Below are 16,315 nucleotides of genomic sequence, written 5' to 3'. Positions count from 1 at the left end.
GGCCGGCACCCCGAGGGGTGCCGGCCACCGGCCCGTCCGTCGTCCGCCGTCGTCCGCCGCGGGTCAGCCCTCGGCCGGGCGCGGGGCCGCCGGCTCGGGCCAGGTCTCGTCCTCCTCCACCGACGAGACGGTCAGCCAGTCGTCACCACCGGTGGGCGCGTAGGCCGCGTAGGTGGCCTCCTCGCCGAGCCGGCGGGCGGTACCGAGCGTGAACCGGTCCGGGGCGCCGTCGAGCACGCCGCCCGAGGGGTCGTCGCTGCCGTCCCAGCGGACGGGGTCGCGGTCCGGCAGCAGGATGTCGCGGATGATCACACCGCACAGGTAGAGCGTGCCGAGCAGGTGCAGCACGACCGCGAAGTGGTACCAGGAGTCGCCCAGGCCGTGCTGCTTGGGACTGGTGACGAACCCGAGGTGGGACCAGATGCCCAGGGTGTACAGCACCTCGCAGGCCTGCCAGATCAGGAAGTCCCGCCAGCGCGGCCGGGCCAGCACCGCGAGCGGGATCAGCCAGAGCACGTACTGCGGCGAGTACACCTTGTTCGTCAGGATGAACGCGGCCACGATCAGGAACGCCAGCTGGGCGAAGCGCGGGCGGCGCGGCGCGGAGAGCGCCAGCCAGCCGATGCCCAGGCAGCACAGGACGAGCAGCCCGGCGATGTAGGTGTCGAGGTTCTCCAGGCCGCTGCCGCGGTTCTGCATCAGGATCACCCAAAAGGAGCCGAAGTCCTCCTTGCGGTGCTTGCTGAAGGTGTAGAAGGTCGCCCAGCCGTCCCAGTTCGCCACCATCACGGGGACGTTCACCAGGAGCCAGGCCCCCACCGCGCCGCCGAGGGCCTGTCCGAAGGCCCGCCAGCGCCCGGCCCGCCAGCAGAGGAAGAAGACCGGGCCGAGCAGCAGCACCGGGTACAGCTTGGCGGCGGTGGCGAGGCCGATGAAGACGCCCGCCCAGACCGTCCGCGAGCTGGACCACAGGGCCATCGCCACGGCGGCCAGGGCGACCGCCAGCAAGTCCCAGTTGACGGTGGAGTTGAGGGCGAGCGTGGGCGCGAGGGCGAACAGCAGGGCGTCCCAGGGGCGGCGGCGGTGGGTCCGCGAGACGGCCACCACGGCGACCACGGCGCAGGCCATCAGCAGGCCGGCGTTGATCGCCCAGAACCACTGCTCCTGCTGCTGGCCGCTGCCGCCGCCGGGGGTGAGCCAGGCGGCGACCTGCATGAACAGGCCGGTCAGGACGGGGTATTCGAGGTACTGCATGTCCGGGGAGCCCTGCGGGATCTTGTCCAGGTACGGGTGCAGTCCGTCGGCGAACCCGCGGCCGGTGAACAGGTGCGGGATGTCGCTGTAGCAGGCGTGGATGTACTGCGGGGAGCCCGCCTGGAACCAGCCGCTGTCGTAACAGGACGCCTTCTGCATCATGCCCAGCACGGAGGTCAGGATGACCGCGAGGGCGAGGAAGCGGGCCGGGATCCACCAGGAGACGCCGAGCAGGGCGCGCCGTCCGGGCGGGCCGCCGAACACCTCGCTGCCGGCCGCGGCGACCGGGTCCTCGTCGGCCGGGACGACGACGGTGTCCGGCTGCGGGCCGGAGCCGGCGGAGGGGGCCGTGGCCACCGCCACCGGGCCGTGGCCGGCCGTACCGGCGGCCTCTTCGGGCCGGTCCGGCCCGGCGGATTCGTCACGCGCGCTCGACGTCATGCCGGACATCCTGCCGCACCTCGCCCGGGTGGACGAGGAGGCCCCCACCGCCGGCTCCCCCGGGTCGGGCGCGAGCCGCCGCCCGGGGGCGGACGCGACGGTGGCGGCCCTCCGTGGAGGACCGCCACCGTGGTGCTGCGGCTACCGCTCGCCGGGCCGGCCGGTCAGGGCGACGGACTGCCCGAACCACTCGGCGTGGCAGTGGGTTTGGTCGTCGCCGTGCTGCTCGCCGAGGCACTCGGAGAGGGGCAGAGCGCGGGGATCAGGCAGGCCGACGCCGAGGGGCTCGGCTTGCCCTTGGTCGGGCTGGCCGTCGGTGCCGGCGCGCTGGGCGTGGTGTCCGGGCAGTCCACGCCGGGCGTGCAGCCGGCCGGCGGCGCCACCTCGGTGGGCTGGACCGGCACGACCGGCACGTCGGGAGCCGGAACCGCGGGCGCGGTGTCGGTGGGCGACAGGGTGGGCGAGGGGGACGCCGAGACCGGGGCCCCGGAGGAGTCCACCTGGCTGCCGACCGGCTGCGGAACGGGGAAGTTCAGCTTCTTCTCGTTCGCCAGGGCGACCTTCATGTAGCGGGTGAAGATGTCCGTCGGGGTGTCACCACCGTGGGTGGACTCCTTGCCGCCGGTGCCCTTCATCGGGATCAGACCCGGGTGCGCCGGGTCCTCGCGCCACAGGCCGACGGAGGTGACCAGCTGCGGCGTGTAGCCGACCCACCAGGCCGACATGTTGTCGTCGGTGGTACCGGTCTTGCCGGCCACCGGGCGGCCGAGCGCGTTGCTCTTGCTACCCGTACCGTTCTTCGCCACGTTGACCAGGACGTCGGTGATGTTGTCGGCGACGGCCGCCTCCATCACCTGCTTGGCGGCGGCGGGCTTGGCGAACGTCGGCCACTCCTTGCCGCTGCGCTCGACCTTGGTCACCGAGTACGGCTCGGCCTCCTTGCCGCTGGCGGCCAGGGTGCCGTAGCCGGTGGCCATCCGGATCGGGCTCTGGGTGGAGGTGCCGAGCGCGAAGGTCGTGGTCTTCGGGTCCGTGAAGGTCTCCCGCCGCAGGCCCATCTTCTCCGCCATGTCGGCCGCGTTGGGGCCGCCGACGTCCTGGTTGAGCTGGACGAACGGGACGTTGTACGACCACTGCATGGCCTGGCGCAGTGAGACGTAGCCGCGCTTGCCGGGATCCTCGTTCGCCTGCCGGTACGGCTTGCCGTCGTCGCCGATCACCAGGGAGCCGTCCGGCTTGCGGATCTCGCTCATGTCGTCGGCGAGGTAGCGGCTGTCCGCGTTGATCCGCGCGGGCTTGCCCTGGTCGTCGGTCGAGGTGAGGACGCCGTTCTGCATGGCGGTCGCCAGCACGAAGGGCTTGAAGGTCGAGCCGACCTGGATGCCCTGGGCGTCGGCGTTGTTGCCGTGGTGGCCGTTCTCCACGCCGGGGCCGCCGTAGATCGCCACGATCGCGCCGTCACCGGGCCTGATGGAGGCGGCGCCGACCTGGACGAAGGTGTCCTTGTCCGGGCGCTTGACCGGGTTCAGCGTCTCCGCCTGGACGTCGTCGACGGCCTTCTTCAGGGCCTCGACCTTGTCCTTCTCGAAGGTCGTGTAGATCTTGAAGCCGCCCTTGTCCAGGGACTGCTGGTCGAGCGTCTTGTCCCGGTTCAGGACGTTCTTGTCGGCCAGTTCGACGAGGTAGCTGATCTGGCCGTTCATGTTGGCCGCCGGCTTGCGCTCGATCGGCTCGGGGAAGACCGTGCACTTGGCCCGCTCCTCGGCCGTGACCAGCTTGTCCTTGACCATCAGGTCCAGGATGGCCTTCCAGTTGGACTCCGCGCGGGCGTGGTTGGCGGCGCTGAGCGAAGGGTCCTGGACGGCCGCGCCCTTGAGCAGGTTCGCGAGCATCGCGCTCTGGCAGATGTCGACGTCCTTGGCGTTGACCCCGTAGTAGGCCTGGGCTGCGGCCTGGATGCCGTTGGAACTGCGCCCGAACCAGCTGGTGTTGAGGTAGCCCTCCAGGATCTCGTTCTTCGAGACCTTCTGATTGACCTTCAAGGTGATGAAGAACTCCTTCACCTTGCGGTCGAGGGTCTGCTCCTGGGTCAGGTAGCCGTTCTTGACGTACTGCTGGGTGATGGTGGAGGCGCCCTGGGTCTGGCCACCGCGCGCCATGTTGTAGACCGCGCGGAGCATGCCCTTGGGGTCGATGCCGCTGTCGGTCCGGAAGGTCTCGTTCTCCGCCGCGATGACCGCGTTCTGGATGTTGACGCTGATCTCGCCGATGGGCACGATCTGCCGGTTGGTGTCGCCCTTGCGGGTCATCTCCGAACCGTCGGCCCAGTAGTAGATGTTGTTCTGGTTGTCGACCATGTCGTGGAGCTTCGGAATCGACGTGTTCGCGTAGGCGATGCCGACGGCGGCGACACCGCCGGCGAACACCACCAGGACGCCCGACAGCCACAGCCGCCAGGACGGCACCCAGCGGCGCACGCCCGACTTGCCGAAGCGCGGGTAGTCGATGAAACGCTTCTTGCCCGGCTTGCCGGGGGGCCCCTGCTTGCCGCCGCGACCGGACGCCGCTGCCGGGCCGGCGCCCTGGCCGCCCTTCTGGCCGGCCTTGCGCATTTCGGCGCGGGTCATCCGGGGCTGCTGCGCGGTGTCCCGGCCTGCGCCGGGGCGGCGCCGTCCGGGGCCGTCGGAGCCGACCGAGTCGCTCCCGGCTCTCCCGTCGCCGGCCCGTCCGGCCGCCCTCTCGTCGTAGGAGGGTGCGCCTTCGGGCGGCCTGCCGTAGGCGTAGGGGCGGTCGCCGCCGGGGCCCTGCTCACCGCCGCCCGGGTTGGCCGACCTTCGCCGTCGTTCGCTCATCTTCCAGCAGCTCCTCGTCAGGCCGTCGGGCCTGAAGGCAGGGTTCACGATCCGATGCCCGCAACCGCCTAACCCCGGAGGTGGTCCTCGTGCACACGCGACAGCGTACGCACCTACGAATGCCTGCTAATCGGGCATCAGGCACCAACCGCCCCATAACGGCGGCAGATCATTACATGCCCGTTGCCTTGCGGCCCCCGCCAGCCATCTTGTGATCACAACCACGCGTGGCCCCCTTGCCCGTTCGGGAACCCCGGTTTACTGTTCTCGATATATCGGGCCGATACATCGACCCGGCATACGACAGTCCATGGGGAAGGAGACGGCCGGCATGAGCAGGCGGTCGGGAGTGCTGGAGTTCGCCGTCCTCGGCCTTCTCCACGACGCCCCGATGCACGGCTACGAGCTGCGCAAGCGGCTCAACGTCCTGCTCGGTTCGTTCCGTGCCTTCTCCTACGGCACGCTCTACCCCTGCCTGAAGAGCCTGGTGGCCCAGGGTTTCCTCGTCGAGGACAACCCGGACGTCGAGTACGTCCCGGCCACCGCACTCAACGGCAAGCGGTCGAAGATCGTCTACCGGCTCTCCCCCGAGGGCAAGGAACGCTTCGAGGAGCTGCTCGCCGACTCCGGCCCCGACGCCTGGGAGGACGAGCACTTCGGCGTCCACTTCGCGTTCTTCGGCCAGACCGACCGGGCCGTGCGCATGCGGGTCCTGGAAGGGCGCCGCAGCCGGCTGGAGGAGCGGCTGGAGCGGATGCGCAGCTCCATCGCCCGCACCCGCGAACGGTTCGACGACTACACGCTCGAACTGCAGCGGCACGGGCTGGAATCGGTGGAACGCGAGGTCCGCTGGCTCAACGAGCTGATCGAGACCGAGCGGGCCAACCGCACCGGCCGGGGCGGGCCCTCACCCGCCCCGGAGAATTCCGACAAGACTTCGGACGGCCGTGGTCAGGAGGACGGGTCCCCGGACCCGCCCGGGCCACCGTACGACCGCCCGGGGCGCTCCGCGTAGGAGCGCTGGCACCGCGTTGCCCTGGGCCACGCGGTAGGAGTGGGCGCATCGCGCCCGTCAGACAGTCATTTCAGCAGTTCAGTCATTGAAGAAGCAGCAGGACGAGACCCAGCCGGCTTCGGCGGGCCTCATGAGATCAGAGGGAGCAACCGGAATGGGTTCGGTTCGCGTAGCCATCGTGGGCGTCGGCAACTGCGCCGCGTCGCTGGTGCAGGGTGTCGAGTACTACAAGGACGCCGACCCGGCCGGCAAGGTCCCCGGGCTGATGCACGTCAAGTTCGGCGAGTACCACGTCAGTGACGTGGAGTTCGTCGCCGCGTTCGACGTCGACGCCAAGAAGGTCGGCCAGGACCTCGCGCACGCCATCGGCGCCAGCGAGAACAACACCATCAAGATCTGCGACGTGCCGCCGACCGGCGTCACCGTGCAGCGGGGTCACACCCTCGACGGCCTGGGCAAGTACTACCTGGAGACCATCGAGCAGTCCGACGAGGAGCCGGTCGACGTCGTCAAGGTCCTCAAGGACCAGCAGGTCGACGTCCTGGTCTGCTACCTGCCGGTGGGCTCCGAGGCCGCCGCCAAGTTCTACGCCCAGTGCGCCATCGACGCCAAGGTCGCCTTCGTGAACGCCCTCCCGGTGTTCATCGCGGGCACCAAGGAGTGGGCGGACAAGTTCACCGAGGCGGGCGTGCCGATCGTCGGCGACGACATCAAGTCGCAGGTCGGCGCCACCATCACGCACCGCGTGATGGCGAAGCTCTTCGAGGACCGCGGTGTCCTGCTGGAGCGCACCATGCAGCTGAACGTCGGCGGCAACATGGACTTCAAGAACATGTTGGAGCGCGACCGCCTGGAGTCCAAGAAGATCTCCAAGACGCAGGCCGTCACCTCCCAGGTGCGCGACCGCGAGCTGGGCGCGAAGAACGTCCACATCGGCCCGTCCGACTACGTTGCGTGGCTCGACGACCGCAAGTGGGCGTACGTCCGCCTCGAGGGCCGCGCCTTCGGCGACGTTCCGCTGAACCTCGAGTACAAGCTCGAGGTCTGGGACTCCCCGAACTCGGCCGGTGTCATCATCGACGCCGTGCGCGCCGCGAAGATCGCCCTGGACCGCGGCATCGGCGGCCCGATCCTGTCGGCGTCCTCGTACTTCATGAAGTCGCCGCCGGTGCAGTACTTCGACGACGAGGCCCGCGACAACGTCGAGAAGTTCATCGCCGGCGAGGTCGAGCGCTGAGCGCAGCGAAGTTCGCGACTGTTCAACCTGAGCGCTGAGCGCAGCGAAGTTCGCGACTGTTCGACCTGAGCGCTGAGCGCTGAGCGCTGACCGCTGGGCGCTGAATCCCGGCCGTCGAACTGACGGCTCATGGGTTCCTGGTGGGGTTCCGGCATCGCCGGGGCCCCACCTGCTGTTTTTCCGGCGTTGTTTCACGTGAAACAACGCCGGTCACCGTGGCACTCTTGGCGGGTGGCCATCACAGTGAACGGCAGCACCAGGGCCCCCCACCGCACCTCCCTCACCGGGCTGCTGCGCCGACGGGACTTCCGCCGGCTGCTGACCGCACGGGTGCTGTCCCAGCTGTCCGACGGGGTCTTCCAGGTCTCGCTCGCGGCCTACGCGGTGTTCTCGCCGGAGAAGCAGTCCTCGCCGGCCGACATCGCCTCGGTGCTGGCCGTGATGCTGCTCCCCTTCTCCGTGATCGGTCCGTTCGCCGGCGTGCTGCTGGACCGCTGGCGCCGCCGGCAGGTGCTCTACCTGGGCAACCTGGCCCGGTTCGGCCTCGGGCTGGTCACCGCCGGGCTGCTGCTGGCCCGCGCGCCGGAGTCGCTGTTCTTCGCCGCCGCCCTGCTGGTCACCGCGTTCAACCGGTTCATCCTGGCGGGCCTGTCCGCCGCCCTCCCCCGGGTCGTCGGCCAGGACCAGCTGGTCACCGCCAACGCGATCTCGCCCACGCTCGGCACCGTCGCGGCGGCCTGCGGCGGCGGCCTCGGCTTCCTGCTGCACCAGGTCATGGCGCCCGGGCCACGGGCCGACGCCGCTCTGGTCACGGTCGCCGCGCTGCTCTACCTGTCGGCCGCGCTGGCCGCCCGGCGGATGGCCCCGGACCTGCTCGGCCCGGACCAGCAACCGGACCGCCCGGCCCTGCGGCAGGCGCTCGGCGAGACCGCCCGGGAGCTCAGCGCGGGCATCCGGCACCTGGTCCGCGACTGCCGTCCGGCCGTCCACGCGCTGGCCGCCGTCACCGCGGCCCGGTTCTGCTACGGCGTGCTGATCGTCATCGTGGTGATGCTCTCCCGGTACACCTTCAACGACCCGGCGGACAGCGCGGCCGGGCTGGCCACCCTCGGCCAGGCGGTCGCGCTCTCCGCCGTCGGGTTCTTCCTGGCGGCCGTGGTGAGCCCGTGGTGCACCCGCCGCCTCGGCCTCGCCGGGTGGATGACGGCCTGCCTGGCCGCCCCCGTGGTCTTCGTACCGGCCCTCGGGCTGACCTTCTCGCTCGTCCCCGGCCTGATCGCGGCACTGCTGCTCGGCGTGGTCACCCAGGGCACCAAGATCTGCGCCGACACCGTGGTCCAGGAGTCCGTCGAGGACGAGTTCCGAGGGCGGGTGTTCGCCATCTACGACGTGCTGTTCAACGTCGCCTTCGTCGTGGCGGCGGTGGTCACGGCACTGGTGCTGCCGCTCTCCGGCCGTTCCGCCGGGGTGGTCCTCGGCGTCGCGCTGGTGTACGCCGCCGCGGCCGGCCTCTACGCGCGGGCCGCCTGCCGCCGTCCGCACTGCGGACGGCCGCCGCTCCCCCGATGACCTCGGATCACCTGACGAGATGACAAGTCGCTAAGGTACGTCAGCAATGCCGCGCCTGCAGCACTCTGTCACGGGGGACTCATATGAGCACACCGCCCAATCCGTACGGCCAGCCCCAGTACGGCTACCCGCCACCGGCCCAGCCGTACGGCCAGCCGCCCGCCACTCCCGGCTACGGCCAACCCCCCGCACCGGGCTACGGCTACCCCGCCGCTCCCGTACCGCCCCAGCCGGGGCCGCCGGCGTACGGCCAGCAGCCGCAGGGCTTCGGCGCACCCGGTTACCCCCCGCCGGGCGGCCCGCCCCCCGGTGTCCCGCAGCCCGGCTGGGGGCAGCAGCCCCCGCCGCCGTCGACGGCCCGCCGGGTCGGCAAGCGGGTCGTGCTGAAGATCGTCGGCCTGGGGGTCGGCGTCATCGTGCTGATCATCGGCTACCTGGTGGCGGGCCCGAGCGTCTCCAGCGCCTCGGTCGGCGACTGCGTGCACACCAGTGGCGTGTCGAAGGTCGACATCGTCAAGTGCACCGACACCAAGGCGCAGTACAAGGTGGTCGCCAAGTACTCCGGCACCACGGACACCTCGCGCTGCGACACGCACCCGGAGTCCACCGCCTCGGTGTGGGGCAAGAGCGGCCGCCGCAGCAGCCAGACCAAGTACGTGCTGTGCCTCGGCCCGCTGGACGGCGCCGCACCCGCTCCCGCCGGCAGCGCCTCGGCCTCGCCCGCCGCCGGCGGCGCCAAGCCGTCGACCGCCGCCTCCCCCAAGGCCTCGCCCAAGGCGAGCCAGTACGTGCCCAGCGACGTCGACCGCGCCAAGGCCGGCGACTGCCTGCGCAACGACCACGAGACGAGCACCAACGCCACGCACGACTCGAACCCGGACATCACCATGCTGCCGTGCAGCGACTCCCGGGCCGTGTACAAGGTGGTCGCGAAGGTCTCCGGCACCACGGACGGCGACACCGCCTGCGCCAAGTACCCGGACGCGAACAGCTCGTACTACCAGGACAACGGCGTGAGCAGCTTCGTGCTCTGCCTCGCGGACGTCGTCCACTAGGACGCCCCGAAGCAGCCGTCCGACCGTGACACGGCGGAGGGGAGCCCGGCCACCGGGCTCCCCTCCGCCGTTCTCGTCCCGCCGTTCTCGTCCCGCCGTTCTCGTCACGCCGTTCTCGTCCCGCCCGCGCGGCGGCGCTCCGGCAGGTCAGCCCTGCCCGGCCCACCAGGCACGCAGGGCGGCCACCGCCTCCTCGTGCTCCATCGGCCCGTGCTCAAGGCGCAGCTCCAGCATGTGCTTGTACGCCTTGCCCACCTGCGGGCCGGGCTTCAGCTCCAGCAGCTCCATGATCTGGTTGCCGTCCAGCGCCGGGCGCACCGCGTCCAGCTCCTCCCGGGCCCGCAGCTCGGTGATCCGCTCCTCCAGGCCGTCGTAGGTGCGGGAGAGCGCGGCGGCCTTCTTGCGGTTGCGGGTGGTGCAGTCCGAACGGGTCAGCTTGTGCAGGCGCTCCAGCAGCGGACCGGCGTCGGCGACGTAGCGGCGCACCGCGGAGTCGGTCCACTCGCCACCGCCGTAGCCGTGGAAGCGCAGGTGCAGCTCGACCAGGCGCGAGACGTCCTCGGTCAGCTCCTTGGAGTACTTCAGGTCCCGCATCCGCTTGCGGGTCATCTTGGCGCCCACCATCTCGTGGTGGTGGAAGGACACCCGCCCGTCGGACTCGAACCGCCGGGTGCGGGGCTTGCCGATGTCGTGCAGCAGCGCGGCGAGCCGCAGGACCAGGTCGGGGCCCTCCTGCTCCAGGGCGATGGCCTGCTCCAGCACGGTGAGCGAGTGCTCGTAGACGTCCTTGTGGCGGTGGTGCTCGTCGCTCTCCAGCCGCAGGGCGGGCAGCTCCGGCAGCACGTGGTCGGCGAGGCCGGTGTCGACGAGCAGCCGCAGGCCCTCGACGGGGTGGTCGGAGAGCAGCAGCTTGTTCAACTCGGCCTGCACCCGCTCGGCGGAGACGATGGTGATCCGCTCGGCCATCGCGGTCATCGCCGCGACCACCTCGGGCGCGGGCGTGAAGTCGAGCTGGGCGGCGAACCGGGCCGCCCGCATCATCCGCAGCGGGTCGTCGGAGAAGGACTCCTCCGGGGTGGCGGGCGTGCGCAGCACCCTCGCCTCCAGGTCCTCCAGGCCGTGGTGCGGGTCGACGAAGCCGCGGCCGGGCAGGTCGACGGCCATCGCGTTGACGGTGAAGTCCCGGCGCACCAGGTCCTCGTCGATGGTGTCGCCGTAGGTCACCTCGGGCTTGCGCGAGGTGCGGTCGTACGCCTCGGAGCGGTAGGTGGTGATCTCGATCAGGAAGGACCCGTCCGGGGTGTCCTTGCGCGCACCGACCGTGCCGAAGGCGATCCCGACGTCCCAGACCGCGTCCGCCCAGCCCCGGACGAGCTTGAGGACCTGCTGCGGGCGGGCGTCGGTGGTGAAGTCCAGGTCGTTCCCGAGCCGGCCCAGCAGGGCGTCGCGCACCGATCCGCCGACCAGCGCCAGCCGGTGTCCGGCGTCCTGGAAGCGGCGGGCGACCTCGTCGGCGACGGGTGAGACCCTCAGCAACTCCTGGAGTCCCAGGGTCTGCGCCTCGCTCAGGCCTGGGGCGGCGGCGGTGGCGGAGCTGGAATGATGGGCGCTGGGGTCATTGACAGTGGACACGGCTCACAAGGGTACGGGGCGCGGGCGCCCCCGCGCCCGCGCGTTTGTGGCGGCTCACCCGGTGACCCCCAACACTGCGGGCCCGGCAGCGTCGTTACCATGCCGGTGGGAGCGACTCCCGGCCACGGCAGCTGCTTGCCGCGCCCGCGGTGCCACCAAGGCTCTACCGGACGGCGGACGGCCGCTCCGCACGGCCATTCATCTGGCCATCCGATGATCAGCGATCGAGAACGGCGAGGGCGAAGCGCGTGGGCGAGCCGGCACGGCACTCGGGCCTGGGGGCGTACGGAGACCACGGACGCGACGGGCGGGCAAGGGACGGCCGCACCGCCCGCGTGGTCAGGCGGCTCGCGGCGGCAGCGGCCGGCCTCGCCCTGCTCGTCGCCACCGGCCCGCAGGCGGGCGCCCTCGCCGCGGCCCGCCCCGCCCTGGCCGCCGCGGTGTCGGCCGAGTACCCGGTGATCGTGACGATCGAGACGGTCGCCCCCGGCATCGCCACCCCGAACGGCACCGTGACCATCACCGGCCAGGTGACCAACGGCGGCCGCTCCACCCTGAAGTCCCCCCACGCGGCCGTGCGCGCCCCGTTCGACCACCGGCCGCTCACCCTCCGCAGCGAGCTCTCGGCGGTCGCCTCCCGCAACGACCCGGCCGGCGTGGACGGCGTGGACCTGCCGAGCCCGCAGGCCGCGCTCAACGAACTGGGCCCCGGGCAGACTCAGCAGTTCACCCTGCAGATCGCGGTGGCCGACCTGGAGATGGACCGCCCGGGCGCCTACGAGCTGGCCGTCGACGTCCGCGGCTGGACGGGGGACAACCAGCGCGAGCGCCCCCTCGGCATCGCCCGCACCTTCCTCCCGTACAACCCCGCGACGACCACCGCCCAGCCGACGCAGGTCGCGACCCTGTGGCCGATCACCCACACCCCGGAGCTGGTCGCGCAGACCCTCGCCGAGAACGACCAGAGCGTGCCCGTCCTGCGGGACGACAGCCTGGCCGCCGAGTTCTCCCCGGGCGGGCGGCTGTACGAGCTGGTCGAGATCGGCGCCGGCCTGCCGGCGCTGACCTGGGTGGTCGACCCCGACCTGCTGGACACCGCGCAGGCGATGGCCGGCAAGTCCTACCGGGTGCAGAAGCCCAACACCGCCGGCCAGGCCGCGAAGGAGGAGAACACCGTCGCGGGCACCGGCAAGGACGCCGCGACGGCGTGGCTGGAGAAGCTCCGGGGCGCGGTCGCCAAGCCGGACAGCGAGGTGGTCGCGCTGCCCTACGCCGACCCGGACATCGCCTCGATCGCGCACAACGGCGCGGACCTCCCCGGCATCGACGCCGCCCTGCGCAAGGCCGGCACGGCCGGTCAGGTGACGGCCGAGGGGCGGCTCTCGGTGGACGTCCGCAGCGACGTCGCCTGGCCCTACCAGGGCTACCTGGACCAGCAGATCGCCGCCACCGCCCAGCACGGCGGGGACAACCTGCTGCTGGTGAACGGGGCGAGCCTGCCGGATCCGGACTCGCTGAAGTACACGCCCGGCGCGGTGCGCCCGATCGGCAACGGCCAGACCGCCGTGGTCGCCGACAGCGCGGTCTCCGAGCTCTTCCAGAGCGACCTGAACACCCCGCAGGTCCGCAGCGCGGCCGTGCAGCGGTTCCTGGCCGAGACCTTCGTGATCACCCATCAGGAGCCGAACAACCAGCGCGGGCTGCTGGTGATGCCGCCGCGCACGCTCACCGTGAACAGCGCGAAGGCCCTCGCCGAGGCACTGAACACCGCCTCCCGGACGGGCCAGTGGATCACCACGGTGAAGCTGGACGCCGTCGCGCAGGCCGCCGCCGACCCGAAGGCGAACGGCGCCGTGCCCCCCTCGACCGACTACCCCGCCGAGGCACGCGCCTCGGAGCTCTCGGCCGACGCGCTCACCCAGACCATGGACGTCCAGCGCGACCTGGACCTGCTGATGCGCGTCCTCACCCTGCCGCAGCGCGTCCGCGGGCCGTTCAGCGCGGCGATGGCCCGCTCGGTGTCCACGGAGTGGCGCCCCCAGGGGCCGGCCGGCGACAGCTACCGGACGGGCGTGACGAAGTACCTGGCCGAGCTGTCCCGGCAGGTCCGGCTGGTGGAGAAGAGCGTCACCACCTTCGCCGGCGACACCGGCGTGCTCCAGGTCAGCCTGCGCAACGACCTCACCCAGACGGTCACCAACCTCAAACTCGTCCTCACCTCCAGCCAGCCCAACCGGCTGAAGGTCGGTGACGCGGCGGACATCGTCCTGGGTGCCTCCCGCAGCGTCACCCTCCAGTTCCCCGCCGAGGCGCACAACAACGGCCAGGCCACCATGACCGCCCAGCTGTGGACCACCGGACCGGACCCGCAGAAGTACGGCAAGGCCGTGACGTTCAACGTCATGGTGACCTCGGTGACGGACGGCGTGCTGTACGTCATCGGCGGCGGCCTGGTGCTGATCGTGCTCGCCGCGCTGCGCATCTACCTGAAGCGCAAGAAGGGCACCTTCGAGCCGTACGACCCGGACGCACCGCTCGACGAAGGCCAGGACGACCCGCAGGACGACCCGCTGGACGACCGGCAGGGCGAGCGGCGGGAGGAACGGCGCGGCGAGGAGCCGGACGGGAGCGACGGCCGGGTGCAGACACTGCGCGGCACCGCCGCAGATGGCCGGAATCGGACCACCGGTGATGAGAAGGTTGGTCCTTGATACCGCCCGACCCCAGGGCGCCCTCCCCCGAACAGCGAAGAGGTGGCATGAGCGGGCCGCGCGAGGAGCGAGCACAGAGCCAGGCCGGCGGCCAACAACCGTCAGAGACGCCGTCCGGAGACTGGTACGTGGCCGACACCTACGCACAGGACCCGTACGCGGCCGACGCCTACGCCGGATACCCGTCGGAGCAGGACCCGTACGGCGTCCAGGCCGCGCGCGAGGACGTGCCGCCGGCCGCGTACGACGTGCCGCCCCAGCTTCCGCCGCAGGGCAACGGCTACCCGACCCCGGTGCCGCCGGTTCCGCCGGTGCAGCCGGGCTGGGACACCCCGGCCCGGCCCGCCTGGGAGGAGCCCGCGGCGAACGCCCCGGCCGCCCAGGCGCCGTTCCCGGCCAACAGCGGCGTGCCCGACGCCGGCGCCCCCGGGGCCGGCCCCGGCGCGCAGTGGGGCATGCCGCAGTGGCAGGAACCCGCTCCGGCGCCCTCGCCGTGGAACTCCGAGACGACCGAGTACGTCGGCGTGGACGGCCTCTTCGGCGGCGCCGCCCAGCAGAGTGCCCCGCAGCAGCAGAGCCCGTACCCGCCCCAGCAGCTCCAGCAGCCCGCCCCGCCCTACGCGGCCGGGCCGCCGCCGTTCGACCAGGGCCCCGGCCAGGGCCCGCACGGCCAGGGGCAGGGCCGTCCGTTCGTCCCGCCGATCGAGTTCGACCCGCCGCTCTCCGAGGAGGAGGCCACCATGCAGGTGGCCGCCGTCCAGATCCCGCCCGCGGTGGAGCCGCGCGCGGAGATCCTCGCCGAGGAGGAAGAGGCCGCCCGGACGACGGGTGCGCCCGGCACCGGCCGGAGCAGCGGTGGCGGCGGCGGCAAGGTCGCCAGCCTGCTCAACTCCAGCGCCATCATGGCCGCCGGCACCCTGGTCTCGCGGGGCTCCGGCTTCGTCCGCACCATGGTGATCGTCGCCGCGATCGGCGCGGGTCAGATGGGCGACTCGTACAACGCCGCGAACACGCTGCCGACCCTGCTCTACATCCTGATCGGCGGCGGCGCCCTGAACGCCGTCTTCGTGCCGCAGCTGGTCCGCAGCATGAAGCACGACTCCGACGGCGGCACCGCGTACGCCAACCGGCTGCTCACCCTGGTGATCGTCGGCCTGGCCGGGGTCTCCTTCCTGGCCGTGCTCGGGGCCCCCGTGCTCGTCCAGCTGATCGCGCACGCGCTGACCCGCGACCCGGCGAGCGCCGACACCACGGTGGCGCTGGCGCGGTACTGCCTGCCGACGATCTTCTTCATGGGCATCCACGTGGTGATGGGCCAGGTGCTCAACGCCCGCGGCCGGTTCGGCGCGATGATGTGGACGCCCGTCCTGAACAACGTCGTGGTGATCTTCACCTTCACCGCCTACCTCTGGGTCTACGGCGGTTTCAGCTCCACCCACGTCACCCCGGCGACCGTCTCCCCCGAGGGCGTCCGGCTGCTGGGGCTCGGCACCCTGCTCGGCCTCGTCGTGCAGGCCCTGGCGATGATCCCGTACCTGCGGGCCGCCGGGTTCAGCTACCGCCCGCGCTTCGACTGGCGCGGCCACGGCCTCGGCAAGGCCGCCCGGCTCGCCAAGTGGACGTTCTTCTTCGTCCTCGCCAACCAGGCCGGCTACCTGGTGATCACCCAGCTGGCCGTCGCCGCCGGCATCGACTCCGGGGACAACGGCGCCGGCCTCGCCGCGTTCTCCAACGCCCTGCTGATCTGGCAGCTCCCGCACGCGGTGATCGCCGTCTCGATCATGAGCGCGGTCCTCCCCCGGCTCTCCCGCTCGGCCGCCGACGAGGACGCCGGCGCCGTCCGCGACGACATCTCGTACGGCCTGCGCACCACCGCCGTGGCGATCATCCCCGGGGCCTTCCTGTTCCTCTCGCTCGGCCCGGCCATCACCCGCTCGATCTACGCGGTGGGCGGACAGCAGCCCGCTCTCGACGCGGCCACCAACATGGGCTTCATGCTCTCGGCGTTCGCTCTCGGCCTGATCCCGTACTCGATGCAGTACGTCATGCTGCGCGGCTTCTACGCCTACGAGGACACCCGGACGCCGTTCTACAACACCCTGTGGGTGGCCGGCTGCCAGGCCGCCTTCTCGGGCCTGTGCTACCTCGTACTGCCCTCGCAGTGGGTGGTGACCGGCATGGCCTTCGGGTACGGCCTCGCGTACGCCGTGGGTGTCGCGGTGGCCATCCCGAAGCTCAAGCGCAAGATCGGCGGGCTGGACACCAAGCGGATCGGCCGCACCTACAGCAGGCTGGCGGCCGCCTGCGTGCCCGCCGCCGCCGTCGGCCTCGGCGTCAGCCTGCTGACCGGCGCGCTGATCGGCGGATGGATCGGCAGCGTGCTGACGGTGATCGTGGCCGGTGCGCTCCAGCTCGCCGTCTTCGCGGTGATCGCCAAGCGCCTGAAGATCGAGGAGCTCAACGCGATGACCGGAATGGTACGCAGCCGGCTCGGCCGCTGACCTCGCGTCAACCGCACACACGGGCAGACCGGCGCCGCCTCGGGCGGC

The 16,315-nt window shown here is 71.7% G+C and carries 9 protein-coding genes; 6 read left to right on the top strand and 3 right to left on the bottom strand.

Translation table 11 applies throughout. The annotated features are described in order from the left end of the window. Positions 1-63: 63 nt before the first annotated feature. Both ACFUK0_RS25035 and ACFUK0_RS25030 read right to left on the bottom strand, forming a co-directional pair. Entirely contained in the window at positions 64-1,695 is a 1,632-nt protein-coding gene (locus ACFUK0_RS25035; RefSeq protein ID WP_380253874.1) for a glycosyltransferase family 87 protein, read from the bottom strand. A gap of 164 nt (positions 1,696-1,859) precedes the next feature. After that, a complete protein-coding gene (locus tag ACFUK0_RS25030) occupies positions 1,860-4,547 on the bottom strand; it encodes a transglycosylase domain-containing protein (protein WP_380253872.1) in 2,688 nt (895 codons plus the stop codon). 331 nt (positions 4,548-4,878) lie between these two features. Here ACFUK0_RS25030 and ACFUK0_RS25025 point away from each other — a divergent pair, with 331 nt between their 5' ends. The 4 genes from ACFUK0_RS25025 (at position 4,879) to ACFUK0_RS25010 (ending at position 9,423) form a co-directional block, all read left to right on the top strand. Next, entirely contained in the window at positions 4,879-5,562 is a 684-nt protein-coding gene (locus ACFUK0_RS25025; RefSeq protein WP_380253870.1) for a PadR family transcriptional regulator, read from the top strand. A 154-nt stretch (positions 5,563-5,716) separates the two neighbouring features. Further along, positions 5,717-6,799 carry an inositol-3-phosphate synthase gene (locus ACFUK0_RS25020; protein WP_380253868.1) on the top strand — a complete coding sequence of 361 codons (1,083 nt, stop codon included), beginning with the start codon at positions 5,717-5,719 and terminating at the stop codon, positions 6,797-6,799. Between the two features lie 231 nt (positions 6,800-7,030). Further along, on the top strand, positions 7,031-8,368 hold the full coding sequence (locus ACFUK0_RS25015; RefSeq protein ID WP_380253866.1) for an MFS transporter: 1,338 nt from the start codon (positions 7,031-7,033) through the stop codon (positions 8,366-8,368). 83 nt (positions 8,369-8,451) lie between these two features. Next, the gene (locus tag ACFUK0_RS25010) at positions 8,452-9,423 is read left to right on the top strand and encodes a hypothetical protein (protein WP_380253864.1); all 972 of its coding nucleotides are present in this window, start codon (positions 8,452-8,454) and stop codon (positions 9,421-9,423) included. A gap of 147 nt (positions 9,424-9,570) precedes the next feature. Here the strand turns inward: ACFUK0_RS25010 and ACFUK0_RS25005 are convergent, their stop codons facing one another. Then, positions 9,571-10,992, bottom strand: coding sequence for a CCA tRNA nucleotidyltransferase (locus ACFUK0_RS25005; RefSeq protein WP_380253876.1), 1,422 nt, complete (start codon positions 10,990-10,992; stop codon positions 9,571-9,573). Between the two features lie 311 nt (positions 10,993-11,303). On the opposite strand from ACFUK0_RS25005, the gene ACFUK0_RS25000 reads away from it, so the two are divergent. Next, the gene (locus ACFUK0_RS25000; RefSeq protein ID WP_380253862.1) at positions 11,304-13,766 is read left to right on the top strand and encodes a DUF6049 family protein; all 2,463 of its coding nucleotides are present in this window, start codon (positions 11,304-11,306) and stop codon (positions 13,764-13,766) included. A gap of 47 nt (positions 13,767-13,813) precedes the next feature. Continuing rightward, complete coding sequence (murJ, locus tag ACFUK0_RS24995; protein WP_380253860.1) at positions 13,814-16,267, top strand: murein biosynthesis integral membrane protein MurJ; 2,454 nt, start codon at positions 13,814-13,816, stop codon at positions 16,265-16,267. Positions 16,268-16,315 lie beyond the last annotated feature (48 nt).

The organism is Kitasatospora sp. NPDC057223, assembly GCF_042669755.1.
In the GTDB taxonomy this organism is placed as follows: domain Bacteria; phylum Actinomycetota; class Actinomycetes; order Streptomycetales; family Streptomycetaceae; genus Kitasatospora.
This window is presented reverse-complemented; position numbering and strand designations above follow the sequence as displayed.